This window comes from Nocardia colli, assembly GCF_008704205.1.
GTDB classification, from domain to species: Bacteria; Actinomycetota; Actinomycetes; order Mycobacteriales; family Mycobacteriaceae; genus Nocardia; species Nocardia colli.
Genome location: NZ_VXLC01000001.1, coordinates 163362 through 188419, shown reverse-complemented (window position 1 = coordinate 188419; position 25058 = coordinate 163362). Strand labels below are relative to the sequence as shown.

The 25058-nt window shown below is 68.2% G+C and carries 25 protein-coding genes; 20 read left to right on the top strand and 5 right to left on the bottom strand.

Annotated elements, in window-relative coordinates; all coding sequences use genetic code 11:
• Positions 1–21: 21 nt before the first annotated feature.
• Positions 22–822 (top strand): patatin-like phospholipase family protein, encoded by an 801-nt coding sequence (locus tag F3087_RS00995; RefSeq protein ID WP_150399847.1) that lies wholly within the window; start codon positions 22–24, stop codon positions 820–822.
• Here the strand turns inward: F3087_RS00995 and mscL are convergent, their stop codons facing one another.
• Both mscL and F3087_RS00985 read right to left on the bottom strand, forming a co-directional pair.
• Positions 823–1278 carry a large conductance mechanosensitive channel protein MscL gene (mscL, locus tag F3087_RS00990; RefSeq protein WP_150400829.1) on the bottom strand — a complete coding sequence of 152 codons (456 nt, stop codon included), beginning with the start codon at positions 1276–1278 and terminating at the stop codon, positions 823–825.
• A gap of 135 nt (positions 1279–1413) precedes the next feature.
• Complete coding sequence (locus F3087_RS00985; RefSeq protein WP_150399846.1) at positions 1414–2148, bottom strand: SDR family NAD(P)-dependent oxidoreductase; 735 nt, start codon at positions 2146–2148, stop codon at positions 1414–1416.
• 72 nt (positions 2149–2220) lie between these two features.
• Between F3087_RS00985 and F3087_RS00980 the strand changes: the two genes are divergently transcribed.
• From F3087_RS00980 to F3087_RS00950, 7 genes are all read left to right on the top strand, one after another.
• On the top strand, positions 2221–3042 hold the full coding sequence (locus tag F3087_RS00980; RefSeq protein WP_150399845.1) for an alpha/beta fold hydrolase: 822 nt from the start codon (positions 2221–2223) through the stop codon (positions 3040–3042).
• Positions 3043–3181: 139 nt separating this feature from the next.
• Positions 3182–4594, top strand: coding sequence for a D-inositol-3-phosphate glycosyltransferase (gene mshA / locus F3087_RS00975; protein ID WP_191093723.1), 1413 nt, complete (start codon positions 3182–3184; stop codon positions 4592–4594).
• A gap of 23 nt (positions 4595–4617) precedes the next feature.
• Positions 4618–5094, top strand: coding sequence for a type III secretion system chaperone family protein (locus F3087_RS00970; protein ID WP_375912489.1), 477 nt, complete (start codon positions 4618–4620; stop codon positions 5092–5094).
• A gap of 10 nt (positions 5095–5104) precedes the next feature.
• The gene (locus tag F3087_RS00965; RefSeq protein ID WP_150399842.1) at positions 5105–6010 is read left to right on the top strand and encodes an ROK family protein; all 906 of its coding nucleotides are present in this window, start codon (positions 5105–5107) and stop codon (positions 6008–6010) included.
• Between the two features lie 24 nt (positions 6011–6034).
• The gene (locus tag F3087_RS00960; RefSeq protein ID WP_150399841.1) at positions 6035–6772 is read left to right on the top strand and encodes a phosphoglyceromutase; all 738 of its coding nucleotides are present in this window, start codon (positions 6035–6037) and stop codon (positions 6770–6772) included.
• Between the two features lie 396 nt (positions 6773–7168).
• A complete protein-coding gene (locus F3087_RS00955) occupies positions 7169–9226 on the top strand; it encodes a CocE/NonD family hydrolase (protein WP_150399840.1) in 2058 nt (685 codons plus the stop codon).
• A gap of 204 nt (positions 9227–9430) precedes the next feature.
• A complete protein-coding gene (locus tag F3087_RS00950; protein ID WP_150399839.1) occupies positions 9431–11461 on the top strand; it encodes a CocE/NonD family hydrolase in 2031 nt (676 codons plus the stop codon).
• Positions 11462–11555: 94 nt separating this feature from the next.
• Here the strand turns inward: F3087_RS00950 and F3087_RS00945 are convergent, their stop codons facing one another.
• Entirely contained in the window at positions 11556–12212 is a 657-nt protein-coding gene (locus F3087_RS00945; RefSeq protein ID WP_150399838.1) for an NADPH-dependent F420 reductase, read from the bottom strand.
• A 62-nt stretch (positions 12213–12274) separates the two neighbouring features.
• Between F3087_RS00945 and F3087_RS00940 the strand changes: the two genes are divergently transcribed.
• The 3 genes from F3087_RS00940 to F3087_RS00930 all read left to right on the top strand — a co-directional run bounded on the left by F3087_RS00940 (position 12275) and on the right by F3087_RS00930 (position 14784).
• The gene (locus F3087_RS00940) at positions 12275–12709 is read left to right on the top strand and encodes a winged helix-turn-helix transcriptional regulator (RefSeq protein WP_223884758.1); all 435 of its coding nucleotides are present in this window, start codon (positions 12275–12277) and stop codon (positions 12707–12709) included.
• 153 nt (positions 12710–12862) lie between these two features.
• Complete coding sequence (locus F3087_RS00935; protein WP_150399837.1) at positions 12863–14098, top strand: sensor histidine kinase; 1236 nt, start codon at positions 12863–12865, stop codon at positions 14096–14098.
• Entirely contained in the window at positions 14095–14784 is a 690-nt protein-coding gene (locus F3087_RS00930) for a response regulator transcription factor (protein WP_069160635.1), read from the top strand. The genes F3087_RS00935 and F3087_RS00930 overlap by 4 nt, the downstream gene beginning before the upstream one ends.
• Positions 14785–14919: 135 nt before the next feature.
• Here the strand turns inward: F3087_RS00930 and F3087_RS00925 are convergent, their stop codons facing one another.
• Positions 14920–15252: a hypothetical protein gene (locus F3087_RS00925; RefSeq protein WP_223884757.1), complete on the bottom strand. Its 333-nt coding sequence runs from the start codon at positions 15250–15252 to the stop codon at positions 14920–14922.
• 79 nt (positions 15253–15331) lie between these two features.
• Entirely contained in the window at positions 15332–16129 is a 798-nt protein-coding gene (locus tag F3087_RS00920) for a hypothetical protein (RefSeq protein ID WP_150399836.1), read from the bottom strand.
• A gap of 143 nt (positions 16130–16272) precedes the next feature.
• On the opposite strand from F3087_RS00920, the gene F3087_RS00915 reads away from it, so the two are divergent.
• The 9 genes from F3087_RS00915 to F3087_RS00875 all read left to right on the top strand — a co-directional run bounded on the left by F3087_RS00915 (position 16273) and on the right by F3087_RS00875 (position 25006).
• Positions 16273–17304, top strand: a complete 1032-nt coding sequence (locus tag F3087_RS00915; protein WP_150399835.1) for a Ppx/GppA phosphatase family protein — start codon at positions 16273–16275, stop codon at positions 17302–17304.
• Positions 17305–17377: 73 nt separating this feature from the next.
• Complete coding sequence (locus F3087_RS00910) at positions 17378–18916, top strand: hypothetical protein (RefSeq protein ID WP_150399834.1); 1539 nt, start codon at positions 17378–17380, stop codon at positions 18914–18916.
• Positions 18917–18930: 14 nt separating this feature from the next.
• The gene (locus tag F3087_RS00905) at positions 18931–19836 is read left to right on the top strand and encodes a sugar phosphate isomerase/epimerase family protein (RefSeq protein ID WP_223884756.1); all 906 of its coding nucleotides are present in this window, start codon (positions 18931–18933) and stop codon (positions 19834–19836) included.
• 258 nt (positions 19837–20094) lie between these two features.
• Positions 20095–20976 (top strand): thioesterase family protein, encoded by an 882-nt coding sequence (locus tag F3087_RS00900; RefSeq protein ID WP_150399833.1) that lies wholly within the window; start codon positions 20095–20097, stop codon positions 20974–20976.
• 22 nt (positions 20977–20998) lie between these two features.
• A complete protein-coding gene (proC, locus tag F3087_RS00895; protein ID WP_150399832.1) occupies positions 20999–21859 on the top strand; it encodes a pyrroline-5-carboxylate reductase in 861 nt (286 codons plus the stop codon).
• A gap of 194 nt (positions 21860–22053) precedes the next feature.
• Positions 22054–22338: a helix-turn-helix domain-containing protein gene (locus tag F3087_RS00890; protein ID WP_375911616.1), complete on the top strand. Its 285-nt coding sequence runs from the start codon at positions 22054–22056 to the stop codon at positions 22336–22338.
• A 262-nt stretch (positions 22339–22600) separates the two neighbouring features.
• Positions 22601–22702 carry a 30S ribosomal protein bS22 gene (locus F3087_RS00885; RefSeq protein ID WP_003402602.1) on the top strand — a complete coding sequence of 34 codons (102 nt, stop codon included), beginning with the start codon at positions 22601–22603 and terminating at the stop codon, positions 22700–22702.
• Between the two features lie 247 nt (positions 22703–22949).
• Positions 22950–23984 carry an NAD-dependent epimerase/dehydratase family protein gene (locus F3087_RS00880; RefSeq protein ID WP_150400825.1) on the top strand — a complete coding sequence of 345 codons (1035 nt, stop codon included), beginning with the start codon at positions 22950–22952 and terminating at the stop codon, positions 23982–23984.
• Positions 23981–25006, top strand: a complete 1026-nt coding sequence (locus F3087_RS00875) for a lysophospholipid acyltransferase family protein (RefSeq protein WP_150399831.1) — start codon at positions 23981–23983, stop codon at positions 25004–25006. Before F3087_RS00880 ends, F3087_RS00875 begins: the two co-directional genes overlap by 4 nt.
• Positions 25007–25058: the final 52 nt, after the last annotated feature.

The following is a 25058-nucleotide window of genomic DNA, read 5'->3' as shown; positions in this document are numbered from 1 at the left end:
TGAGGTTCGGAGGGTGACAGGGTGAGTGGGCGTGCAGTGGTGCTCGGTCCCGGTGGGGTGGTCGGCACCGCCTGGTTGCTCGGCGCCGCGGAAGGGTTGCGCCGCAACCGCATCGAACTCGCGGACGCCGATCTGCTCATCGGCACCTCGGCCGGCGCCATCGCCGCGGCGGGGCTGGCCGACGGCCGGGATCTGAACGCCTACGCCGAACTTCCCCCGGATACCGGCGCCCCGCTGATCGTGGATCCCGCGGTGACGGCGGAGGTGCTCGAGGTGCTGCGCGGCACGGGCAGTGCGCCGCGAAAACTGCTTCGCATCGGCAAGCTCGCGTTGCGCGCGCACACCAGTCCGGAGCAGGCGCGCGTCGAGCGCATGAAAGTTCTGGTGGGCGAAGGCGATTGGCCGCATCCCAACCTGCTCATCCCGACCGTCGACATAGATTCCGGTGAACCGAAGGTCTGGCGAGCATCCGACGGCGTACCGGTGCACCAGGTGGTCACGGCGAGTACCGCGATGCCGGGCCTGGCCGCGCCGGTCACCATCGGCGCGCACCGGCACATCGACGGCGCGCTCCGCAACGGCTCGAATGCCGATCTGGCCGAAGGCAATTCGACACTGATCCTGATCGAACCACTGGCGCACATGTTCTCCACGACGGTGCCGTCGAGCGCGCAGCGGGTCGCCAGGATCGTCCCGGACCCCGCCGCACTGCGCGCCTTCGGCCCGGACCTCGACGACCGGTCGAGCTGGCCCGCGGTGTTCGCTGCCGGGCTGCGCCAGGGCAAGGCCGCGGCCGACGAGGTGCGCGCGGTCTGGCGCTGACTAGCGCCGCAGCGAGGTGTCGAGGTCGGGGTCGTTCTCGACCTCGCGGTCGGCCGCGCGCTGGGCGCGCACCGCGTCGTGCCGCTCGGCCAGCAGGTCGCGGATCTCGATGAGCAGCTCGGTCTCGGTCGGCTCGGCCGCCTTGGTGGTGCCGAACCGATTCTTGATCGTCTTCATCGGCAGCATCAGCACGAAATACAGCACGGCGGCGACCACGAAGAAGTTGATGAACGCGGTGAGGATCGGGCCGATCTGGATGAAGGTCGCGGGTTTGTCCGCGATCAGCTGAACGCCGAGGCCCAGTTCGTTCTGGCTGCCGAACACCGCCAGCAGGGGATTGACCACGCCCTTGGTCACCGAGGTGACCACCGCGGTGAACGCGGTGCCCATCACGACGGCGACGGCCAGGTCGATCACATTCCCGCGCATCAGGAACTCTTTGAAGCCCTTGAACATGAGCAGAAAACCCCAATCTGATGTAGACGACGTCAAAGCATCAGATGCTAACGGCCGGAGGTAGCCGGGGAAGATTCGGCAAATCCTCCGCTAACCCTCGGTCGGCGGTGAGTAATTCGGTTCGGCTATCAGTGTTCAGCTACGCCGGGCGAAGCGTCCGGCGTCGGCCTGATCGCGCGGCTTGACGATGATCTGGTCCAGGTTCACGTGCGCCGGCCGGGACGCGACGAAGCCGATGATCTCCGCGATGTCCTGCGCCACCAGCGGGTCGATGCCCTCGTACACCTTGGCCGCGCGCTCCTCGTCGCCGTCGAAGCGGACCAGCGAGAACTCGGTTTCCACTGCGCCGGGCGCGATTTCGGTGAGCCGCACCGGCTGGCCGAGCAGCTCGCCGCGCAGCGTGCGGTGCAGCACGGCCTGGGCGTGCTTGGCCGTGGTGTAGCCCGCGCCGTTGTCGTAGGCGACGAAGGCGGCGACCGAGGTGATGGTGACGATGAGGCCGTCGCCGGAGGCAATCAGCTTGGGCAGCAACGCCTTCGTGAGCCGCAGCGTGCCGAGCACGTTGGTCTCCCACATCCAGCGCCAGTCGTCCAGGTCGGCGTCGGCGACAGTGGCCAGGCCCTTGGCCCCGCCCGCGTTGTTGACCAGCACGTCGGCCCGCGCGATCGCGGCGGTGAAGGCGGCCACCGACTCGTCCGAGGTGACATCGAGTTCCAGTGCGGTGCCGCCGATCTCGTCGGCGACGCGCTGCAAGCGGTCGAGCCTGCGGGCGCCGACATAGACGTGATAGCCCTGTTTGGCCAGTTCGCGGGCGGTGGCCTCGCCGATGCCGGAGCTGGCTCCGGTGACGACAGCGGTGCGAGTGCTCATAACGGTGATCCTAGGTGTCCTGCGTTTACCGGCAGGAGCGCTGTTGCGGGGATCACCGTTAGCCTGATCGGTATGGCTATTCGGGACGCGGTGAGCGCGGACGGCACCAACATCGTCTACCGAGTGAGCGGCCCGGCCGGCGCGCGTCCACTGGTGCTGTTGCACGGCTGGGCGGGGAACCTGCGCTGCTGGGGACGGGCCGCCGACGACCTCGCCGCCCGGTTCCGGGTGCTCGCCGTCGACCTGCGCGGCCACGGCTATTCCGACGCACCCGCCGCGGGCTACGACGACGCGAAGAACTGGGCCGCCGACGTAGCGGCGGTGCTGGCGGGGGAGGGCATCGAGTCCGGCGCGATTCTGCTGGGCTGGTCCTACGGCGGCATCGTGCTCAGTGACTACCTGACCGCGTACGGCACCGACGCGATCGCGGGCGTCGTCTTCAGCGGTTCGCAGGCCAATATCGGCCGCGGCGTGCCCGGCGCGGCGACGGGTTCGGCCATGCAGGCCGCGATGCCCGGCGTCTTCGAGGAGAGTGCGGGCCGCGCGGTGCGGGCGTTCGGCGCCTTCGGCAACGCCAACACCGGCCCCGGCGCGGACAAGGGCGCCGATGCGCAGCGCCTGTTCGGCACGAGCCTCGCCACCTTGCCGTCGGTGCGCAAGGCGCTGTTCTATCGCACCACCGATAACACCGAAACCCTTCGCACACTGGATATTCCGGCGCTGGTGCTGCACGGCACCGACGACCCGGTGGTGCCGATCGAGAACGGCCGCTACGTCTACGAGGCGGTCCCGGATGCGCGCGCGTCGTTCTGGGAGGGCAGCCAGCACGGGCTGTTCATCGAAGACCCGGCGCGCTTCGCCGGCGAGATCGCCATGTTTGCCGACAGCCTCTGATTTCCGGTCGCGCGCGCTCTTTCTCCTGGGCATTCCGGAAAATAGGGCGTTTGCCGCCTGTGAGGGAGTTCACTCGACGCCTGTGATAGCTCTCACTCGAGCGCGTGACGGTGTGGAGGCCGGGAATCCAACGTGCACTATGGATAGTGTGAGTCAACGCCCGGACCTACGGCCGAACCGTGTCGCCGTGCTATCGGTGCACACCTCACCACTGGCTCAACCGGGCACCGGCGACGCGGGCGGCATGAACGTCTATGTGCTGCAAACCGCGCTCCAGCTGGCCCGGCGCGGCACCGAGGTGGAGATCTTCACCCGGGCCACCGCCTCCAATCTGCCGCCCGTGCAAGAAGCGGGCCCCGGCGTGCTGGTGCGCAACGTGGTCGCCGGCCCGTTCGAGGGGCTCGACAAGCACGATCTGCCCACCCAGCTCTGCCCGTTCACCGCGGAAGTGCTGCGCCAGGAGGCGCGCCATCTGCCCGGGTACTACGACCTCGTGCACTCGCACTACTGGCTGTCCGGCCAGGTCGGCTGGCTGGCCCGGGATCGCTGGCGGGTGCCGTTGGTGCACACCGCGCACACGCTGGCCGCGGTGAAGAACGCCGCGCTCGCCGACGGTGACTGTCCGGAGCCGCTGACTCGCGAGATCGGCGAGAAGCAGGTGATCGGCGAGGCGGATCGGCTGGTCGCCAATACCGCGGACGAGGCCCGTCAGCTGGTCGAGCTGTACAGCGCCGAGCCCGAACGCATCGACGTGGTGCCGCCCGGCGCGGACCTGACCCGGTATCAGCCGGGCGACAAGGCCGCGGCCCGCGCCGCGCTCGGCCTGGCCGCCGACGAACAGGTCGTCGCGTTCGTCGGCCGGATCCAGCCGTTGAAGGCGCCGGACGTGCTGGTGCGCGCCGCGGCCGAGGTGCTGCGCGCCGACCCGGCCCACAAACTTCGCGTGCTGATCGTCGGCGGTCCGTCCGGCACCGGCCTGGAACGCCCGGACGCGCTGATCGAGCTGGCCGCCGCCCTCGGCATCGCCGACCGCGTCACCTTTATGCCGCCGCAACCGCCGGACCGGCTCGTATTGGTCTATCGCGCAGCCGATCTGGTCGCGGTGCCCAGCTACAACGAATCCTTCGGCCTGGTCGCGATCGAGGCCCAGGCCAGCGGCACCCCGGTGCTCGCCGCCGACGTCGGCGGCCTCGGCACGGCGGTCCGGCACGGCGAAACCGGCCTGCTGGTGCCTGGTCACCGGACGCCGGATTGGGCCGGCGCCCTCGGCTATCTGCTCGACGATCCCGACCGGCTGCGCCGGATGAGCGGGCGCGCGGTCGAGCACGCCGCCAACTTCTCCTGGGAGCACACCGCCGACGGATTGCTCGCCAGCTATTCCGCCGCACTCACCGATTTCCGCGCCGAACGCTCCGCCCTCGGCGCCGGTCGGATGAGCGGCACGCTGCGTGACGACGTGCGCGAACGGGTACCCGGTGAACGCATTAGCCTGGAATCCAGTCAGGCCAGGTCGCGGGCGCTGTGGCGGCGTCGGATGGGAGCACGCCGGTGAACGAGGTACAGGCAAGCGCTCAGCTGATCGATGAGACCCTGCGGGACCGGGAGATCGAGTACGACCGCTCCGGCGCGGAGACGTTCGTCGTCATCCTGCCCGGCGAGCGCAAGCTGAAGACCAGCGTGATGCTCACCGTCGGCAAGCACGGGGTGCGCATCGAATCGTTCGTCTGCCGCAAGCCGGACGAGAACTTCGAGGGCGTCTACAAATTCCTGCTCCGCCGCAACCGCAGGCTCTACGGCGTGGCCTACACGCTGGACCGGGTCGGCGACATCTACCTGGTCGGCCAGATCGCCACGCATGCCCTCACCGCCGACGAACTCGACCGGGTCTTCGGGCAGATTCTCGAGGCCGTCGACGCGGACTTCAACGTGCTGCTCGAGCTCGGCTTCGCCGAATCCATTCGCAAGGAATGGAAATGGCGGGTGTCGCGCGGGGAATCGCTGAAGAACCTGCGTGCCTTCGAACACCTGGTAGACGCGGCCGACAAGCCGTAAATTCACTTCGATGACGGTTCTTGCGCTGGACATCGGCGCGTCGAAGTTCGCGGCCGGCCTGGTGCACGACGGCACGAACGTGCACGCCGTGCGGCAGATCGTGGTGCCGCCCGAGGCGGTCTGGGAAGCCTGCCGCGACCTGTTGCTCGAGGTCGCCGGGGACGAGCCGATCACCGCGATCGGCATCGGCTCGGCCGGACCGGTCGACGTGCGCACCGGGGTCACCGCCCCGCTGAACATCCCCGAGTGGAAGTCCGGCTTCGAGATCGTCGCCGCCGTGCAGAAGCTGTTCCCCACGGCGACCATCAGTTTCGCGATCGACGGCGCCTGCCTGGCGCTGGCCGAGCATCACGTCGGCGCGCTGCGCGGAATCCCGAACGGGTTGGCGATGACCGTCTCGTCCGGGATCGGCGGCGGGATCATCGCGGACGGCCGGGTCGTCGTCGGACGCACCGGTAATGCCGGGCACATCGGTCATATCGTGGTGCCCGGCTGGGACACGCCCTGCCTGTGTGGCGGCGTCGGCTGCGTCGAGGCGGTGGCCAGCGGCATGTCCTCGGTGCGCTGGGCGACCCAGCAGGGCTGGCAGGGCACCACCGGCAAGGAGCTGTCCGAGGCCGCGCACGCCGGCGACGAGATCGCCCTCGCCGCGCTGCACCGGGCCGGCACCGCGCTGGGTCAGGCGATCGCCTCGGCCGCCGCGCTGCTCGACGTGGACATCTGCGTCATCGGCGGCGGTTTCGCGCAATCCGGTGAGCCACTGTGGAAACCGATGCGCGCCGCGCTGGACAAGCACGCCCGCCTCGACTTCACCCGCGACCTGCGGGTCGAACTGTCCCGGATCAGCAACGGCGCCACCCTGGTCGGCGCGGGTGTGCTCGCCACGGGCCAGGCCACCGCCGACGCGATCGGCTGAGACCTGAATGGAACAATGGCCCGCATGACCTACACCCTCGTGCTGCTGCGCCACGGCGAGAGCGAATGGAATGCCCTGAATCTGTTCACCGGCTGGGTGGACGTGCATCTGACCGACAAGGGCATCGCCGAGGGCAAGCGCGCGGGGGAGCTGCTCGCCGAGCACGGCATCCTGCCCGACGTCGTCTATACCTCGCTGCTGCGCCGCGCGATCAGCACCGCCAACCTCGCGCTGGACGCGGCCGACCGGCACTGGATCCCGGTGATCCGGGACTGGCGGCTCAACGAGCGCCACTACGGCGCGTTGCAGGGCAAGAACAAGGCGCAGGTGCGGGACAAGTACGGCGACGACCAGTTCATGCTGTGGCGGCGCAGCTACGACACCCCGCCGCCGGCCATCGATCCGGGCGACGAGTACAGCCAGGAGGGCGACCCGCGCTACGCCGGCATCGAGGTGCCGAAGTCCGAGTGCCTGCTCGACGTGGTCAAGCGGATGGTCCCGTATTGGGAGGACACCATCTCCAAGGATCTGCTGACCGGCAAGACCGTGCTGGTCGCCGCGCACGGCAACTCGCTGCGCGCGCTGGTCAAGCACCTCGACCAGATCTCCGACGAGGACATCGCGAGCCTGAACATCCCGACCGGCATCCCGCTGCGCTACGAGCTGGACGAGAACCTGCGTCCGGTTCGGCCGCGCGAGTACCTCGATCCGGAAGCGGCCGCGGCCGGTGCCGCCGCTGTCGCGAATCAGGGTGGCAAGTAACCTTTTTCGACTGAATCAACGCGCCGTGCTCTGAATTGGGCACGGCGCGTTGGTGTTTCGTGCAGGTCGAGCGGGTGTAGCCGCAGGTCTGCTACCGGGTTGCCCGTGTTCCCTCGGTATGGCGGGATCCGTGCTGGTCAGACGTGTTCTCCGACACATCGGCGGCTGAGTGCCAGTGGTGAATGGCGAGTTCGGGCGAGTGCACAGTGAGCGCTGGTTCTCCTGGTGGCATACCGGCTGAATCCCGGTTACCAGGGCTTTAGGCGTGGCATGATCTCCCCGGTTGCTGTATGTGAACCTCTATTCGAAATAAGTACGTGTTACCCCTTGTCATTACCGACAAGTAGGTATGTACACTTTGGGCGTTCGACCAGTCCGAGAGGAAGATCACGCCTGATGAAGCACGTGTTGCGCGCAACGGTCGCGGCAGTTGCCGCCGCGATGCTCGTCCCGTTCCTCACCAGCGGCGCCTCCGCCGCGCCTGCCCCGACCGGTCCCGATGGCGGAGCCGCCGGCGCGGCCTGGCAGGCGACCCAGGATGGTCCGCAGCAGTACCCGAACATCAACATCCAGTGGGATGTCCCGATCACGATGAGCGACGGAACTGTCCTGAAGGGCAACGTCTATCGCCCCGCGGACGCGTCCGGCCGCCCGATCGATACGCCGACGCCGACCGTCGTGAACCTCACGCCGTATACCAAGCTGGTGTCCAACCTGGCCGACCACGCGCAGTCCATCCCCGGCCTGTCCGACGCGTTGCTCGGGTTGCTCCGGGAGATCGATCTGAGCGGCACCCCGCTGTCCGGGCTCACCGACATGACCAAGGCGTTCGGCGGCGGCGAGCTGCGCAACTTCACCGTGGACCGCCAGCTGATCAAGAGCGGCTACTCACAGGTGGTCGTCGACGTGCGCGGAACCGGCTTCTCCCAGGGTGTCTGGGACATGCTGCGCCAGCGCGAGCAGCAGGACACCGTCGAGGTGATCGACTGGGCGTCGCGTCAGCCGTGGTCCAACGGACGAATCGGCATGAACGGCATCTCCTACTCCGGCATCAATCAGGTGCAGGCCGCGCAGCAGAACCCGCCCGCACTGAAGGCGATCTTCCCCGTGGTGCCCGGCAGCGACCTGATGAACGACGTGCTGGCGCCCGGCGGCGGCTTCGGTCTCACCTTCATTCCGCTGTGGCTGACCGCGGTCAACGGGCTCAAGCTGGTGCCCGACCTGGCCTCGGTGATCAACGGGCAGTTCGACACCCAATGGCTCGCCGATCGGGTGAAAGATCCGCTGACGTTCATGGACGTTCTGCTGAACGTCTACACCACCGCCCGCATCGATGACCTGGACCCACGGGCGAAGGAACTGCTGACCGGCAATTCCACGCCGCGTCAGGGCTGGCTGAGCGATCCGTCCAAGATCCAGGTGCCGACCTTCGTCACCGGCGGCTGGCACGACCTGTTCACCTACTCGGAATCGAAGATCTACAACGAGATTCCGCTGCCCGCCGGGCAGAAGCAGCTGCTGATGGGCAACACCTACCACGTCAACTCCGGCAACGAGTACGCCAAGCCCGGCCTGCCGCCGCGCCTGGACGTGTTGCAGCGGGCGTGGTTCGACAAGTGGCTCAAGGGAATCGACAACGGCATCGATCGATACGGCCCGATCACGTTGCGGCAGCAGGGCGGTGGCTGGATCACCACCGACTCCTTCGCCGAGCCGACCGAGAACACGGGTTCGCAGGATCCGGAGTATCGCCGGATGTATCTGTCCGCCAACCGAAGTGGCACCGCGAACAGTGCCTACGACGGATCGCTCACCGCGGCCGCCAACGGCGACACCGCGCGCCTGACCATCGCGCCCGGCCTGACCACGATGTGCTCCAACGACGCCGCGCAGGGCAGTGCCGGTGTGCTGTCGATCATCGACGGTTGCGGGAAGGACTCCCGGATCGCGGAAACGAACGGCCTGACCTTCACCAGCAACCCGGTCGCCGAGCCGACCACCGTCTCCGGCCGGATCGCGGTGCGGCTCAACACTGTCCAGGACGCGCCGGACGGCTACTGGGTGGCCACGGTGAACGATGTCGCGCCCGACGGGCAATCCACGGTGCTGTCCTCCGGGCAGCTGATGGCGTCGCTGCGCGAGGTCGACGAGGCCAACAGCAGCAAGTCCGCCAACGGCGACTACACCGACCCGCGGCCGTTCACCTCGCTGGACACCCGGCAGCCGACGGTGCCGGGCGAGGCGACGACCCTGGATATCGCGCTGCCCGCCACCGAGGCGATCCTGCAACCGGGGCATCGGCTGCGCGTGGATGTCTACGCGGGCAACTTCCCGAAGGGCCTGCCGATCCTGCCGATGCTGATCGACACCGGCCTCAAACCGCAACACGTGCAACTGGATCCGAACCGGCCGAGCTTCGTGAATGTGCCGGTGCGCGGAAATCCCGGTTGGTGATTCCGGGCTGAATATCCGAAAGGGCACCTTCATCTCGAGAGATTCGAGCGAAGGCGCCCTTTCGCAGTTGTGGCGTTGAATCGGTTCCGCGCTGGGAACTTTGTGAACCTGCACGATTTTTCGCTGTTCTGCCACGAATCTGAGACAGTTCCTGGTTCCCTCCCTACGGTTAGAGAGCATCTGTTCCCGAAGAGAGTGGATCCAATGAGGTATGCGCTCCGGAGCGCGGCGCTGTGCGTCGCGGCGGTCGCTTTGTCCCCCTTCCTTTCACCCTCCGCCGGCGCGACCCCGGTCGGCCCGGACGGCGCCGCCAGCGGCGCGGCCTGGGCCGCCACCGAGGACGGCCCGCAGCAGTACCCGAACGTCTTCATCGAATGGGACGTGCCGATCACCATGAGCGACGGCACCGTGCTCAAGGGGAACGTCTATCACCCGGCCGACGCCGCGGGACAACCGATTTCGGCGCCGACGCCGACCATCGTGAACATGACGCCCTACACCAAGCTCGGCTCGATGATCGCGGACAGCCTGATCTCGGTCCCGTGGCTGTCCGACGCGGTCATGCAGGTGGCGCGCGACGTCGACCTGTCCGGCACCCCGTTCTCCGGCATCACCGATCTCACCAAGGCGCTCGGCGGCGGCCTGCTGCGCAACTTCACCGTGGACCGGCAGCTGATCAAGAGCGGCTACACCCAGGTCGTCGTCGATGTCCGGGGAACCGGTTTCTCCCAGGGGGATTGGGATCTGCTGCGCTATCGGGAACAGCAGGACACCGTCGAGGTGATCGACTGGACCGCGCACCAGCCGTGGTCGACCGGGAACATCGGGATGAACGGCGTCTCCTATTCGGGCCTGAACCAATTGCAGGTCGCCGCGAAGAATCCGCCCGCGTTGAAGGCGATCTTCCCGGTGGTGCCGAGCCGGAATCCGTTCCGCGACTTGGTCGCACCGGGCGGCGCCATCGGCGTCACCTTCATGCCCGCCTGGCTGCTCGCGGTGAACGGCGCGAAACTGATGCCCGATCTCACGGCGCTGGCCCGGGGGCAGTTCGACATGCAGTGGCTGAAGGATCGGCTCGCCGACCCGTTCACTTTTGTCGACGCGCTGCTGAACGTGCTCGTCACGCCGGAGATCGATCAGCTCGATCCCAAGGTGCAGGCGTTGCTGCAAGCCGACAGCCCGTTCCGGCAGTCGTGGGAGACCGATCCGAGCCGAATCACCGTGCCCACCTTCGTGACCGGCGGCTGGCACGACGTGTTCGTCAACTCGCAGGCCGACGTCTACCGGCAGATTCCGTTGCCGCCGGGGCAGAAACAGCTCTTCGTCGGCGACGGCTACCACATCAGCAACGGCAACGAGTCCGGCCGTCCCGGCCTGCCGCCGCGGATGGACGTGTTGCAGCGCGCCTGGTTCGACAAGTGGCTCAAGGGAATCGACAACGGCATCGACGAGTACGGCCCGGTGACCTTGCGCCAGCAGGGCGGCGGCTGGATCAGTTCGCCGTCCTTCCCGCAGCCTGGCGTCGACTATCGGCGGATGTACCTGTCCGCCGCGCCGAGCGGGACCGCGACCAGCGTGCACGACGGTTCGCTGTTCGGCGCGCCGAGCCCGGCCCTGGACCAGCTCACCGTCGCGCCGGGTCTGACCGGGCTGTGCTCCCGGGACATGGCGCAGGAGTCGGCGGGCGCCACCTCGATCATCGACGGGTGCAGCAAGGACGCGCGCATCCAGGAACTCGGCGGGCTGACCTTCACCAGCGCGCCGGTGCCCGAGCCGACCACCATCTCCGGCCCGATCGCGGTGCGGCTCAACACCGTCCACGACGCCACCGACGGCTACTGGACGGTCACGGTGAACGACGTCGCGCCGGACGGGCGATCGTCGGTGCTGTCCTCGGGCCAGCTGGTCTCCTCGCTGCGCGCCATCGACGAGAGCCGCAGCACCCGCCTGCCGAACGGCGACTACACCGAGCCCGTGCCGGATCTGTCGCTGGACAGCAGGCAGCCCATGGTGCCGGGACAGCCGACGGCGCTGGACATTTCGGTGCCCGGGATCGAGGCGGTGCTGCAACCAGGACACCGGTTGCGGGTCGATGTCTACGCCGGCAACTTCCCCCGGGGTCTGCCGCCGATGCCGCTGCTCGTGGACAGTGGGCTGCGTCCGCAGCACCTGTTGCTCGACCAGAACCAGCCAAGTTTCGTGAATATCCCGGTGCGCGGGAACTCGGGCTGGTAAACCGTAACCCGGTCTGAGCGTGCACTTATCGCGCATCAAAGCTCGAACTCGCGGGGTATGAGCGAATAGTGCATGCTCAGGCCGGATTCCAGGGTCAGTCGGCGACGGCGAACGCCGCGTCCAGCGGCGGGAAGATCGCGCGGGCGTCCTGCCCGGCGAACCACAGCCCGACGGTGAATACCGACACCGCCTCCAGATACTTGGCTCGGTGCAGTCCACCGGCCGAAAGCGGTTGCAGCTTCAGGTCTTCCACCAGGGTGGCGACTCGCTGCACGGCCGCCGGGTCATCGCCGCACAACGGCACCGCCAGCCTGCGTCCCTCGAACACGCGCGTCTCCGACTCCCACACCTCGGCCGCGCACACGTTGAACGCCTTCACCACGTGAGCTCCCGATGCCGCCGCAATACGTTCGGCGACAGCGTCTTCCGAAAGCACGAACGCCGTCACGCCTTCGGGTGCTGCGGCATCCGGTGCGAAGGCGTTGGTGCAATCGATGACCGTCCGCCCGGCGAGTAACCCGTCTGCCGTCCGCAAGACCTCGTCCAGGGCATCCACCGGCAGCGCGAGCAACACCACGTCACCGAAACCGGCAGCGTCCCGGATGCTTCCGGCCCGCCCGCCGATCGCCGCCGCCAATTCCCCTGCCGCGGTGGCGGATCTGGCCCCGACGAGGACCTCGTGCCCCGCCGCGGCCCACCCGTCACCCAGCGCCCGCGCCATCGCGCCCGCCCCGATGATTCCGATTCGCATGTCGACTCCTAGCTCGAAAGGTCTCCGGCACAAACGCTAGGCAGACCGATAGGCACCTGCGGGTGCGCAACGGCGCTGGCATGCTGGAACGCATGACCGCCGGGCACGAGCCGATCACCGCCGACCCGGTCGAGTTCGCGCCCTACGGCGAATTCGAATCCGACTGCCCGGCCCGGATGGGGGTGGACATCTTCGGCAACTCCTGGCTACCGGTCGTCGTCTATATGCTGCGCGACGGCCCGATGCGCCCGAGCGACCTGCGCGCCACCATCGGCGGGATCAGCCAGAAGATGCTGACCCAGACCCTGCGCCGGATGGAACAGATGACCCTGATCGAACGGCGTCGCTACGCCGAAGCCCCGCCGCGCGTCGAATACGAGCTGACCGAAGCCGGCCGCGACTTGCTCATCCCCATCTACGCGCTCGGCGACTGGGTGGACAGGCACGGTCGCGCCGTCGGCGCGGGCCTGACGGGCCCGGATCCCGAAGACGACTGAAATTCGGCCTCCACCAGCACACACAACAATGCGGCTGAGACATACCGAACGGCACGTAAACGGTCGGCTAACAGCGTCAGAAGTGGCCATGACCTGCGCGAAACATCGTGTACCCGGAGTTGGATACGTCCTACGCGACCGTACGATTCAAGTGTGAGTGTTCCGCAAGCCGTCCTACTGGCAGTCCTTGCGGCTGTCGTAGGTCTGGCAGTCGGCGGGCTACTTATCCCCTATATGAATGCCAGGCAGCAGGCCCGCAGGCAAGCGGATTCCGGCCTGACCATGTCGCAGGTGCTCGACCTGATCGTGCTCGCCTCCGAGAGCGGCATCGCGGTGGTCGACGAATACCGCGACGTGGTGCTGGTCAATCCACGCGCCGAGGAACTCGGCCTGGTCCGCAACCGGCTGCTGGACGAGCGCGCCTGGGCCGCGGTGGAGAAGGTGCTGGCCACCGGCGAATCCGCCGAATTCGACCTGACCGCGAAGAACCCGGTGCCCGGCCGCGGCCGGATCGCGGTGCGCGGCGTGGCCCGCCAGCTATCCCGCGAGGACACCAACTTCACCGTCCTGTTCGCCGACGACGACTCCGAGCAGGCCCGGATGGAGGCCACCCGGCGCGACTTCGTCGCCAACGTCAGCCACGAGCTCAAGACGCCGGTCGGCGCGATGAGCCTGCTGGCCGAGGCAATGCTCGAATCCGCGGAAGATCCCGAAGCGGTGCGACATTTCGGACAGCGCGTGCTGGGCGAATCGCGGCGGCTCGGCAAAATGGTGACTGAACTCATTGCGCTGTCCCGGCTGCAGGGCGCGGAGAAGCTACCCGAGCTCGAGGTGGTCGACGTGGACACCGTCGTGATGCAGGCGGTCGACCGGTCGCGCACCGCCGCCGAGGCCGCCGGAATCACCGTCAGCACCGACCGCCCCAGCGGCCTTGAAGTGCTCGGCGATGAAACCTTGCTGGTCACAGCCCTATCAAATCTGGTGGAGAACGCGATAGCGTACTCACCGGCCGGCTCCCATGTGTCGGTCAGCCGGTCATTACGTGGCGACCATGTCGCGATGGCCGTGACCGATCGCGGAATCGGCATCGCCAAAGAAGACCAAGAGCGGGTGTTCGAACGCTTCTTCCGATCGGACAAGGCCCGCTCGCGCGCCACCGGCGGTACCGGGCTCGGCCTGGCTATCGTCAAGCACGTGGCCGCCAACCACAACGGTGAGATCACCCTGTGGAGCAAGTTGGGCACCGGTTCGACGTTCACCCTGCGAATACCTGCCCACCACGAGGCCGACGGAGAAGAGGATTCCGCCGGCCCGACGGTGAGCTCGAGAGAAACAAGCCCGCGCCCCTCAGGGGCGGGCCGACCAAATGGTGTGGAGGCACGCAGATGACGAGTGTGTTGATCGTCGAGGATGAGGAGTCGCTGGCCGATCCGCTCGCGTTCCTGCTGCGCAAGGAGGGTTTCGAGGTCACCGTTGTCGGTGACGGGCCATCCGCGCTCGCCGAGTTCGATCGGTCCGGTGCGGACATCGTGCTGCTCGATCTCATGCTTCCGGGCATGAGCGGCACGGACGTGTGCAAGCAGTTGCGCACCCGCAGCGGCGTGCCGGTGATCATGGTGACGGCAAGGGACAGCGAGATCGACAAGGTGGTCGGGCTGGAGCTCGGCGCCGACGACTACGTGACGAAGCCGTACTCCGCGCGCGAGCTGATCGCGCGCATCCGGGCCGTGCTGCGCCGCGGCGCGGGCGACGAGCTGGACGGCACCAACGAGAGCGGCGTGCTGGAAGCCGGCCCCGTCCGGATGGACGTGGACCGGCACACCGTGCTGGTGAACGGCAAGCCGGTGACGTTGCCGCTCAAGGAATTCGACCTGCTCGAGTACCTGCTGCGCAATTCCGGCCGGGTGCTCACCCGTGGCCAGCTGATCGATCGCGTCTGGGGCGCCGACTACGTCGGTGACACCAAAACCCTTGACGTGCACGTGAAGCGGCTGCGCTCGAAGATCGAGGCGGACCCGGCCAAGCCGGAGCATCTGGTCACGGTCCGCGGGCTGGGCTACAAACTGGAGGCGTAAACCTCAGCGGGCCAACGGCTGCCGGCCACGGGTCGGCAGCCGAGTGCTGCCTGGGTACGCCAATTCCATTGTCGGGCAAAAAGAAACGGCCGAGGGCGCTGCGATGCCCTCGGCCGTGACTCAGTTGTCTGCTACTCAGGGCAGGTAGGTCCACGTCGGGCCGACGCCCGGAACGTCGATCTTGCGCAACGAGATCCAGCCCAGGTCGTCTTCCTGCATGCAGTCGTACACGTCCGCCGCGCTGGTGCCGCGGCACGCGATGGTGCGCGAGGTGCCGTACGGGCTCATGATCAGGTTCTTGCCTGCCGCCGCGGCGCCGGGCGCCTCGGGGGTGTTGGCGGGCAGGAAGTCCGCGGTGAAGTCGGCGTACTTGGCGGGGTCACCGTTCGGTTCGGCGTTGGCGACTGCGGGCAGGCAGAGTGCGGCGCCGAGCGCGACGGCGGCCAGGGTCAAAACTTTTTTGGACATGACCGCACATCAAACCGCAAACGGGTGAAGATCGCATGCCTTCGAGGTGAACGGGGTGCAAGCTCGCATTCCGAGGGCCTCACGCGGACGCGGTGCCGGCATCGTCGCGCATCCGGTCCGCGTGCACCGTGGCCGGGTGGATCGCGATCAGCCCGAGCCCCTGCCTGCGCTTGCAGTGCCTGGACAGTTCCTCGTAGGCCGGCCCGCCGAGCAGCTCCTTCAGCTCGGGACCGTAGGACTGCCAGACCGGGCGGGTGCCGACATGCGCGTCCGGCGAGCCGGAGCAGTACCAGTCCAGGTCCTCGCCGCCGGGACCCCAGCCGCGCCGGTCGTATTCGGTGACCGTGGTGCGCAGGATCTGCACGCCGTCGGGCCGGTCCACCCACTCCTGGGTGCGCCGGATCGGCAGCTGCCAGCACACGTCCGGCTTCACCTCCAGCGGCTCGATGCCGCGGCGCAACGCCATGCTGTGCAGCGAACAGCCCACGCCGCCTTCGAAACCGGGCCGGTTCAGGAAGATGCAGGCTCCGTCGAAGCGCCGGGTGCGCAGGGCGGGCTCGTCCTCGAGTTCGTCGAGCTCCAGGTAGCCCTTCTTGGTCACCTTGCCCGCCGCGTCCGTCGCCTCACCCATGAGCTGCCAGTCCTCGGGTGTGAGCATTTTCACAGCGTTCTGCAGCCGCTTGCGATCGTCCTTGTCGGACAGGAACGCGCCGTGCGAACAGCAGCCGTCATCGGGTCGTTCGGCGATGATGCCCTGGCAGGCCGGCGTGCCGAACACGCAGGTCCAGCTGGACAGTAGCCAGGTCAGATCGGCGACGATCAGATGCTCGTCGTTTGCTGGATCGACGAACTCGATCCATTCGCGGGGGAAATCCATGTCGACCTCGGGACTCGGATCGATCTTCCCCGCTGGTCGGGGCCGGGTCTGGCCGCTGGTTGATGCGCCTACCGTCACACCTCGGAACGCTAACAGTTCAGTCGCTTAACCTATAGGACCGGATCACCCAGTACCGTGTTCATGTGCGGCTTGGGGTACTCGATGTCGGAAGCAATACCGTTCACCTGCTGGTGGTGGACGCGCATCGGGGTGGTCACCCCATGCCGATGAGCTCGACCAAGGCCACTTTACGGCTGTCGGAAAACATCGATGACGAGGGCAGAATCACCGAGGCGGGCGCGCAGCGGCTGATCGCCACGGTCGCCGAATTCGCCAGCATCGCCGAGACTTCCAAGTGCGTCGAGCTGATGCCGTTCGCCACCTCCGCGCTGCGCGAGGCGACCAATTCCGAGGACGTGCTCGCGCGTGTCCGCGCCCAGACCGGCGTGGCGCTGCAGGTGCTGTCCGGGGTCGACGAGGCCCGGCTGACCTTCCTCGCGGTGCGCCGCTGGTTCGGCTGGAGCGCGGGCCGCATCCTCAATCTGGACATCGGCGGCGGTTCGCTGGAAATGACCAGCGGTGGCGACGAGGAACCCGATCTCGCGCTGTCGTTGCAACTCGGCGCCGGACGGTTGACCAGGGAGTGGCTGAAGGAGGACCCGCCGGGCAAGCGCCGGGTCAACGTGCTGCGCGACTGGCTCGACGCGGAGCTCGCGTTGCCCGCGAAACAGCTGCTGGACACGGGTAAACCAGATCTGGCCGTTGGCACCTCGAAGACCTTCCGCTCGCTGGCCCGGCTGACCGGAGCGGCACCCTCGGCGGCGGGCCCGCGGGTGCGTCGTACACTCACCAGCTCAGGTCTGCGCCAACTGATTGCGTTCATCTCGCGGATGACGGCGGCCGACCGTGCAGAATTAGAAGGCGTAAGTTCCGATCGGTCACAGCAATTGGTGGCTGGCGCATTGGTCGCGGAGGCGAGTATGCGGGCACTATCGCTGGAATCCTTGGAGATTTGTCCCTGGGCGCTGCGGGAAGGTCTGATCCTGCGCAAACTGGATACCGATATGAATGGCGGACCCCGAGCGACACCCTTACCGGGCCCCGCGGCCACTAGCGGCCGCGCGGTGCCAGGTGATGCCGCGCTACCGGGGCCGATAGGAACGGTGTCGTCATGAGAGAGCGCAGCGAACGAATCGTGTCACAGCGTGCTTCGCGCGTGACGGAGCCGAGCGCTAGCGAGGTGGAGTCATGAGCGAGGACTCTAAACAGCTATCGGTCGCCGAGCTGCTGGCCCGGAACGGGCAGCAGAGTGGCTCGTCCGGTGGTGGCCGGCGCCGCCGCGGCGGCCGCGGGATCTCGGTGGCCGAGCTGACCGGAGACATGCCCGCCATCGGCAGCGGGCAGTCCTCGCATGCCGCGCCGGACGCCGAGCCCGAGCCGGTATACGAACCGCCGGCCTACGAACCGCCCGCGCCGGAACCTGTCGCATACACGCCACCCGCGCCGGACCCGTCGGCGTATTCGCCGATGTCCGGCCCGATCTCGATGTACGACCCGCTGGCCGCGTACGCCCAGCCCGAGCAGGCCGACCCGCTGCCCGGCCGATCGAACCGGGTGATGCCGGGCCGGGAGATGCCCGGCCGGGAGATGCCGCGGCACGACCCGCTCGTGGATCCGCTGCCGTCGCACCCGCCGGCCGCCGACCTGTACGCCCCGTCGCCGAACCCGTACGCGCCTTCGCCGAATCCCTACGCTCCGTCGCCGAACCCGTACGCGAGCGACCCGCTGCCGGACGAGACCCCGCGCTCCGGCCGGCGGCGCAGACACGACGACCACGACGACGCCACCACCGAGGTGCGGCCACTGCGCGGGGGAGCGAGCGCCGCGCCACCGGAGCGCAACGGCCGCAACGGAGTGACCGGCGGCCGGGCCGCCCGGCGCCGCGCCGCGGAGGCCGAAGCCGAGGACCTCGCCCCGTCGACCGCGGCCTGGTCGCCGACGGCCGCCGACTACGACCCCGAACCCGCGCCGCCGCTGCCGGAGTCCAGAGCCACCGCGCCCTGGGCCCCGACGCCCGAACCGCCGCCGCGCGCCCCGCACCGCAACGGTTCGCCCGAGGGCGCCCTGCCCGCCTGGTCGGCCCGAAGACGCAAACCCGATGCGCCGCAACGCAACGACCCACCGCCGGACGAGGGCATCTCGACCGCCGCCTGGTCGCTGGCCAGTCAGGACCAGCAACTCGTGTCCGGCCAGACCGTGGCCGGCGACCTGCTCCGGGACGGGGTCGAGCGCGCCGAACGCGCGGACGCCGAACGGGCGGCAGGCCGGGGCAAGCGTGGCCGTTCGAAAGACCGCGCCCCGGTCGACGAGCTCGACCTGTACGACGGCAAGACCGATTTCTTCGAGCCCGTCGACCTGGACGACGAGCACGACGAGCTCGATGATTTCGACGAGGACGAGCAGACCGGCCGCGCGGCATCGCCGCGCCGCTCCGCGCGCAAGGCCAGAAAGGCCGAAGACGACGCCAACCGTCGCCAGTGGATGATCCTGGGCGGTCAGAGCACCGGCGCGGCCGTCGCGGGCATGTTGCTGTTCAAGGGTTTCGAGCGGATGTGGGAGATGCTCCCCTGGGTGGCGCTGGCCCTGGCGATGATCGTGATCCTCGGCCTGGTGGCGCTCGTGCGGATCCTGCGCCGGACCGACGACGTGCTCAGCACGGTGATCGCGGTGGTCGTGGGCGTCTTCGTCACGCTGGGACCGCTAGCCTTTCTGCTCAGTACGAACTGAGGCAGGGAGCGGCAGTGGGGAAAATCGGACAGACGGACGAGACCCGGCGACAGATCCTGGTCGGACTCTCCACCGCGTCGGTGTATCCGCAGAACACCGAGGCGGCGTTCCGGTACGCGGCCGAACTCGGTTACGACGGCATCGAATTGATGGTCTGGGCCGAACCGGCCAGCCAGAGCATCGCCACGGTGCAGTCCTATTCGCGCAAGTACGACGTGCCGGTGATCGCGATCCACGCGCCGTGCCTGCTGATCTCGCAGCGGGTCTGGGGCGCGGACCCGGCGGCGAAGCTGGAGCGCAGCGTGCGCACCGCCGAGGCGCTCGGCGCGACCACCGTCGTCGTGCATCCGCCGTTCCGCTGGCAGCGCCGCTATGCCGAGAACTTCGCCGAGCAGGTCGGCGAGCTGGAGGAGCACAGCCCGGTCATCGTCGCGGTGGAGAACATGTTCCCGATGCGGGCGGACACGTTGTTCGGGCGCGGCGAGCGTTCGGTGAAGCGGCTCGAGCGCCGCGGCGGGCCGGGGATCGGGCTCACCGCGTTCAGCCCGTCCTACGACCCGACCGACACCGGGTTCGAGCACTACACCCTCGATCTGTCGCACACCGCGACCGCGGGCGCGGATCCGTTGGCGCTGGCCGCGCGAATGGGTCAGGGCCTGGCGCACCTGCATCTGGCCGACGGCCGCGGTGCCGCGCACGACGAGCACCTCGTTCCCGGGGAAGGCACCCAGCCGTGCGTCGAGGTGTGTGACACGTTGGTCCGCAATGGTTTCGCCGGTCAGGCGGTGGCCGAGATCAACACCCAGAACGCCCGTACCACCCAGGATCGCGCGGCCATGCTGCATCGAACGCTGGCGTTCGCCCGGCTGCACCTGAACGGGCAGACCGCTCCCGCGCCAACTCCGGCACATCAGTCTTGACGTGAAAGTTCCTGTGCCGCAATCGCATTGGTAACTGAAGTTCGAAAAGCTCTCCATCGCAATCGCTTTGCAGTCGTACATCCGCATTCATCGAGACGAGGCAGCGCGACGGACTCGTCGCGCCCCGATGTGATGCGTATCGCGTTCATCCGACCGACGGGAATGTGCCCACCGAGCCGCCTCGTTCTACGCTGTACGAACGCCGCGTACCAGCAACCCTGATCGCCGACGCGCGGCCGGTGGACGACAGGAGCGACTATGACGACGGAGCTGGACCTAGCGGCGGTCACCGAGACCGATGCGCCCTTCAGCCGGGTGCTCGCCTTGACCGAGCTGCCCGCGACCACCCCCGACACCGGTCGCTACCTGGGCACTATCGGCAAGACCTGGACCATCGGCAAGAAGGTGCACGGCGGCACCATGGTCGCGGCCAGCGCGGCCGCGGGCCTGAAGTGGCTGCGCGCCGCCGATCCGGCCCTGGCCGGCATGGCGCCGATCGCCGCGAGCTCCGACTTCCTCGGCGCACCCGACCCCGGCGAGGTCGAATACGAGGTGCACATCCGCAAGGTCGGCCGCCAGATCTGCCTGGCCGACGCGAACCTGATCCAGAACGGCCGCACCCTGGTCCGCACCGCGCTCACCTTCGGCCACCTCGACGATACCGAGCCGCGGTTCGCCCGCGAGCACGGCGACATGCCCGTCGAACCGCCCGCCGACGCGGTCGGCTACGACGCCGGCTCGCCGATGGGCCGGGTGGTGCACGTCGGGCAGGCCGCCGAGGTCTACATCGATCGCGAATGGGCCCGCTTCCTCGACGGCCAGACCGCCGAGCCGCGGCTGCGCCTGTGGATGCGCCCGCGCGCCGCCGATCAGCAGGACCCCGAGGTCGCCATGTTCTTCGCCATGATGAGCGCGGACATGAGCCCGCCGGTCCCGTACAACCTGGGCCATTTCGGCTGGTCACCCACCGTCCAGATGACCACCTTCCTGCGCCGCAAGCCTGCCCCCGGCTGGTTGCGCATCATCGCGACCACGCACGAGGTCGGCGCCCGGCTCTTCGACGAGGACCAGCTCATCCTCGATTCCACCGGCGCGGTCGTCGCGCAGAGCCGCCAGCTGGCGCTGATTCCGCAGGGATGAGCGCCGTCTAGGCTTTTCCCCCATGACGAGAATTGCGGTAATCGGTGGCGGGCGCATCGGGGAGGCGCTGATCGCGGGCTTACTCGAGTCCGGGCGGCTGGCGAAGGACCTGGTTGTCGTCGAGACGTTCGCGGAGCGGGCGGCGCAGATCGCCGAGCGATTCGGTGTGCGGGTGACCGACTCGGTGGCCGATGCCGCGGTCGGCGCGGACCTGCTGGTGGTCGCGGTCAAGCCCGCCGATGTCGACGCGGTGATGACCGCGCTGGGCAAGGCCGCGCTGAGCGACAACGCGAGTGTCGACGCCGATCGCGACCAGATCCTGGTGTCGCTGGCGGCGGGCGTGCCCACCGCGCGGCTGGAGGCGAAGCTGCCCGCCGGTTTCCCGGTGGTGCGGGTGATGCCGAACACGCCGATGCTGGTCGGCCAGGGCATGAGCGTGATCGCGCCGGGCAGGCACGCGCGCCCGCCGCAGCTGGAACTGGTGACCGAGGTGCTCGGCGCCGTCGGCAAGGTGGTCACCGTCGCGGAGGCGCAGATGGACGCGGCCACCGCGGTCTCCGGCTCCGGGCCCGCCTACTTCTTCCTGATCGTGGAGGCCATGGTGGACGGCGGCGTCGGTCTCGGCCTGACCCGCGAGGTGGCCACCCAGCTGGTGGTGCAGACCATGGTCGGCGCGGCCGCCCTGCTCGACGAGTCCGATCAGGGCGCGGCCGAGCTGCGCGCCGCGGTCACCTCGCCGGCCGGCACCACCGCCGCCGCGGTGCGCGAGCTCGAGCGCGGCGGGGTCCGTTCCGCCTTCCTGGAGGCGCTGCACGCGGCCAAGCAACGCTCCGCCGAGGTAGGCGGCACAAGCGACGGACCGGGCGTCGGCAGCGCGATGTGAGTCTGCCGGTCACCGTCTGTTCGCAAGCAAGCAACCGGTCGGTTCCCAATGGGAAAAGCTGATTTCTCACTCCCGTCGCAGTAACACCACTGGTCCCGCTAAGCTTCAAGCAGCACGTGCGTGTCTGTTCCGCCGGTGGGGAAGCCGGCGGCGCGGGCGTGCCGGAGGTCAATGGTGCAATGATGTCTAACAAGATGTCTGCAAGTAGCTCAGGAAGTTCGAGTGGCCCAGGTCCCTCAGGCGCCCGGGCTGGTTCCCGGACGCAAGGTGGTTCCGGGTCGCAGGGTCAACCCATGCTCGGCGGCACTCAGTTCCTCACGGTCGCCGAGGTGGCGAGCCTGATGCGAGTGTCCAAGATGACGGTGTACCGGCTGGTGCATTCCGGTGAGCTGCCCGCGGTGCGGGTGGGTCGTTCGTTCCGGGTGCACGCCAAAGCGGTGCACGACTATCTGGAGACGTCCTACTTCGACGCCGGATGAGCGCCTGATCCATCCGTGGCCCACGGGCCGCGGGACGCCGACGGACCTGGTCCGGCGGCGTTGGATCAGGCGGTTTCGAAGCTAGCCGGACGTGCCGGTACGATGGACCCTCGGTTCGTGTTCGCCCGCCGGTGGCATCACTTGTGGTGTCCGGTGGTACCCGGCGGCGCGGACACTGGACGTGAGGCTTGCCGAACGACCGGTCAGTTGGCGTACGTGTGTAGCGTGCGCGCCGAGTAGAGAGAACGCGAGGAACAACCCTATGGGTTCTGTGATCAAGAAGCGCCGCAAGCGCATGTCGAAGAAGAAGCACCGCAAGCTGCTTCGCCGCACACGTGTGCAGCGGCGCAAACTCGGCAAGTAAGCGCTGCGCGTCAGCTCGAAGACCCGTCACCGTGAGGTGGCGGGTCTTTTTGTTTGAAATACCGAATTTTAAAACCACGGCGTGTTTCAGGTGACTGAAGTCATCGTTAGAACCTGGTAAATACCAACAGAACCCGTGAACGCAGCGGCTACCCTAGGAACCGGGGAATAAGTGAAATGGGGGCTTGCCAAGGTGGGATGCGGTGCCGGTGGCTTCTGACACTCGAGACGGACACACGCCGAAAGTCGTGTTGGTGACCGGCGCGAGTCGCTTCTTCGGCGGCAACGTGGTCGCTCGTCTCGCCCAGGATCCCGACATCGAGCGCATCATCGCGGTCGACACCATGACCCCGAGCCGGGAGTTGCAGCGGCGCATGGGCCGCGCCGAGTTCGTCCGCGCGGATATCCGAAATCCGTTGATCCGTAAGGTGATCGATGGTTGCGCGGTGGACACCGTGGTGCACGCCGCGATGCTGGCCAAGCCGCCGGCCGGGGCCGATCGCGCGGTGATGAAGGACCTCAACGTGCTCGGCGCGATGCAGTTGTTCGCGGTGTGCCAGAAGGCGCCGACGGTGCGCCGGGTGGTCGTGCGCTCCACCTCCGCGGTCTACGGATGCAGCGCGAAGGACCCGGCGAAATTCACCGAAGAAATGAGTGCGCGCACTCCGCCCCGCGGTGAGTTCGCGCGCGACATGATCGACATCGAAGGTTTCGTGCGCGGGCTCGCACGGCGGCGACCAGATATTGCAACCGCCATTCTGCGTTTGGCACCAATTGTCGGACCGCGGTTGGCCGGCCGGGGTGTGCAGTATCTCCGTTCGCCGATCACGCCGACCGTCTTCGGCCGCGACGCGCGCATCCAGCTGCTGCATCAGGAGGACGCGGTCGCCGCGCTCGCGCACGCCGCGCTGACCGCCCGAGGCGGCACCTACAACATCGCCGGCGACGGTGCGCTCGCGCTGTCCCAAGCGGTGCGGCGGGCGGGCCGGATCGAACTGCCGGTGCCGTTCGCGCTGTTCCGGACGGCGGGCCGGGTGCTGATGGGCCCGGTCATGCGTGAATTCTCCGGCGAACAGCTCGACTACTTCCATTTCGGCTGCGGCCTGGACACCACCCGGATGCGGGCCGAACTCGGATTCGTCCCGCGCTGGACCACGGTGCAGGCCTTCGACGACTTCATCGGGGGCGCAGCGTTGCGGCCCGTAATCGATCCCGCGTGGATCGATGCCGCAGAAAACAAACTGCTCGGCCTGCTCGGGGCCGGTACGGGAGCACAGCAATGAACGACGTAGCGAAAGTCATCCAACTCCACGACCTGCAGGACGACGCGCGCCCGCGCCCGAGCGCCCGGCGCTGGCCGGAGCATGCGCGGGGCGAGGCGCCCAGCCCGGTGACCTCGCTGACCGATCGGCTGGCCGCCACCGAACCCGCTGCGCCGCAATCGTTGTCGGACCTGGTGCGCGGCGCGCTGGGTAAGCAGATCGGCAAGACCGCCGATTTCGCCCGCCGCCGGATCACCGGCGACTACCAGGTGGACGAGTTCGGTTTCGACGAGCACCTGCTCGAGTCGGTCATCCTGCCCGCGCTGCGCCCGATGTCGGACCTGTGGTTCCGGGTCCAGGTCAGCGGGATGGCGAACATCCCGGAGGTCGGCGGCGCGCTGATCGTGGCCAACCATGCCGGCACCATTCCGCTGGACGGGCTGATGCTGCAACTGGCCATCCACGACCGGCACCCGAAGCAACGCGCGCTGCGCCTGCTGGCCGCCGACCTGATCTTCGAGACGCCGGTGCTCGGCGCGCTGGCCCGCAAGGCCGGGCACACCCTGGCCTGCCGCGAGGACGCCGAACGCCTGCTGCGCTCCGGCGAACTCACCGGCGTCTTCCCGGAGGGTTTCAAGGGCGTCGGCAAGCAGTACTCCGACCGCTACAAGCTGCAACGCTTCGGCCGCGGCGGATTCGTGGCCGCGGCGGTGCGCACCGGTGTGCCGATCATCCCGTGCTCCATCGTGGGTTCGGAGGAGATCTATCCGAAGCTGGCCGACCTGCAACCGCTCGCCCGGCTGCTCGGCCTGCCGTACTTCCCGGTGACGCCGCTGTTCCCGCTGCTCGGCCCGCTCGGCGCGCTGCCGCTGCCGTCGAAGTGGTACATCGAATTCGGCGCCCCGATCCCCACCACCGGCTACGAGCCGGAGGCCGCCGACGACCCGATGACCATGTTCGAGGTCACCGACCAGGTGCGCGAGACCATCCAGTCGACGCTCTACAAACTGCTCACCAAGCGCCGCAACCCGTTCACCGGGTAGTGGCCCGATCGCCGGGCACCAGTCGGTAAACCCCTCGGCCGCACTGGTTTCC

Coding starts and splice junctions, on each gene's coding strand:
- mscL (WP_150400829.1), bottom strand. CDS start 1,278: ATGTTCAAGGGCTTCAAAGAGTTCCTGATGCGCGGGAATGTGATCGAC.
- F3087_RS00985 (WP_150399846.1), bottom strand. CDS start 2,148: ATGAGCACTCGCACCGCTGTCGTCACCGGAGCCAGCTCCGGCATCGGC.
- F3087_RS00980 (WP_150399845.1), top strand. CDS start 2,221: ATGGCTATTCGGGACGCGGTGAGCGCGGACGGCACCAACATCGTCTAC.
- mshA (WP_191093723.1), top strand. CDS start 3,182: ATGGATAGTGTGAGTCAACGCCCGGACCTACGGCCGAACCGTGTCGCC.
- F3087_RS00965 (WP_150399842.1), top strand. CDS start 5,105: ATGACGGTTCTTGCGCTGGACATCGGCGCGTCGAAGTTCGCGGCCGGC.
- F3087_RS00960 (WP_150399841.1), top strand. CDS start 6,035: ATGACCTACACCCTCGTGCTGCTGCGCCACGGCGAGAGCGAATGGAAT.
- F3087_RS00955 (WP_150399840.1), top strand. CDS start 7,169: ATGAAGCACGTGTTGCGCGCAACGGTCGCGGCAGTTGCCGCCGCGATG.
- F3087_RS00950 (WP_150399839.1), top strand. CDS start 9,431: ATGAGGTATGCGCTCCGGAGCGCGGCGCTGTGCGTCGCGGCGGTCGCT.
- F3087_RS00945 (WP_150399838.1), bottom strand. CDS start 12,212: ATGCGAATCGGAATCATCGGGGCGGGCGCGATGGCGCGGGCGCTGGGT.
- F3087_RS00930 (WP_069160635.1), top strand. CDS start 14,095: ATGACGAGTGTGTTGATCGTCGAGGATGAGGAGTCGCTGGCCGATCCG.
- F3087_RS00925 (WP_223884757.1), bottom strand. CDS start 15,252: ATGTCCAAAAAAGTTTTGACCCTGGCCGCCGTCGCGCTCGGCGCCGCA.
- F3087_RS00920 (WP_150399836.1), bottom strand. CDS start 16,129: ATGGATTTCCCCCGCGAATGGATCGAGTTCGTCGATCCAGCAAACGAC.
- F3087_RS00910 (WP_150399834.1), top strand. CDS start 17,378: ATGAGCGAGGACTCTAAACAGCTATCGGTCGCCGAGCTGCTGGCCCGG.
- F3087_RS00900 (WP_150399833.1), top strand. CDS start 20,095: ATGACGACGGAGCTGGACCTAGCGGCGGTCACCGAGACCGATGCGCCC.
- proC (WP_150399832.1), top strand. CDS start 20,999: ATGACGAGAATTGCGGTAATCGGTGGCGGGCGCATCGGGGAGGCGCTG.
- F3087_RS00890 (WP_375911616.1), top strand. CDS start 22,054: ATGTCTGCAAGTAGCTCAGGAAGTTCGAGTGGCCCAGGTCCCTCAGGC.
- F3087_RS00885 (WP_003402602.1), top strand. CDS start 22,601: ATGGGTTCTGTGATCAAGAAGCGCCGCAAGCGCATGTCGAAGAAGAAG.
- F3087_RS00875 (WP_150399831.1), top strand. CDS start 23,981: ATGAACGACGTAGCGAAAGTCATCCAACTCCACGACCTGCAGGACGAC.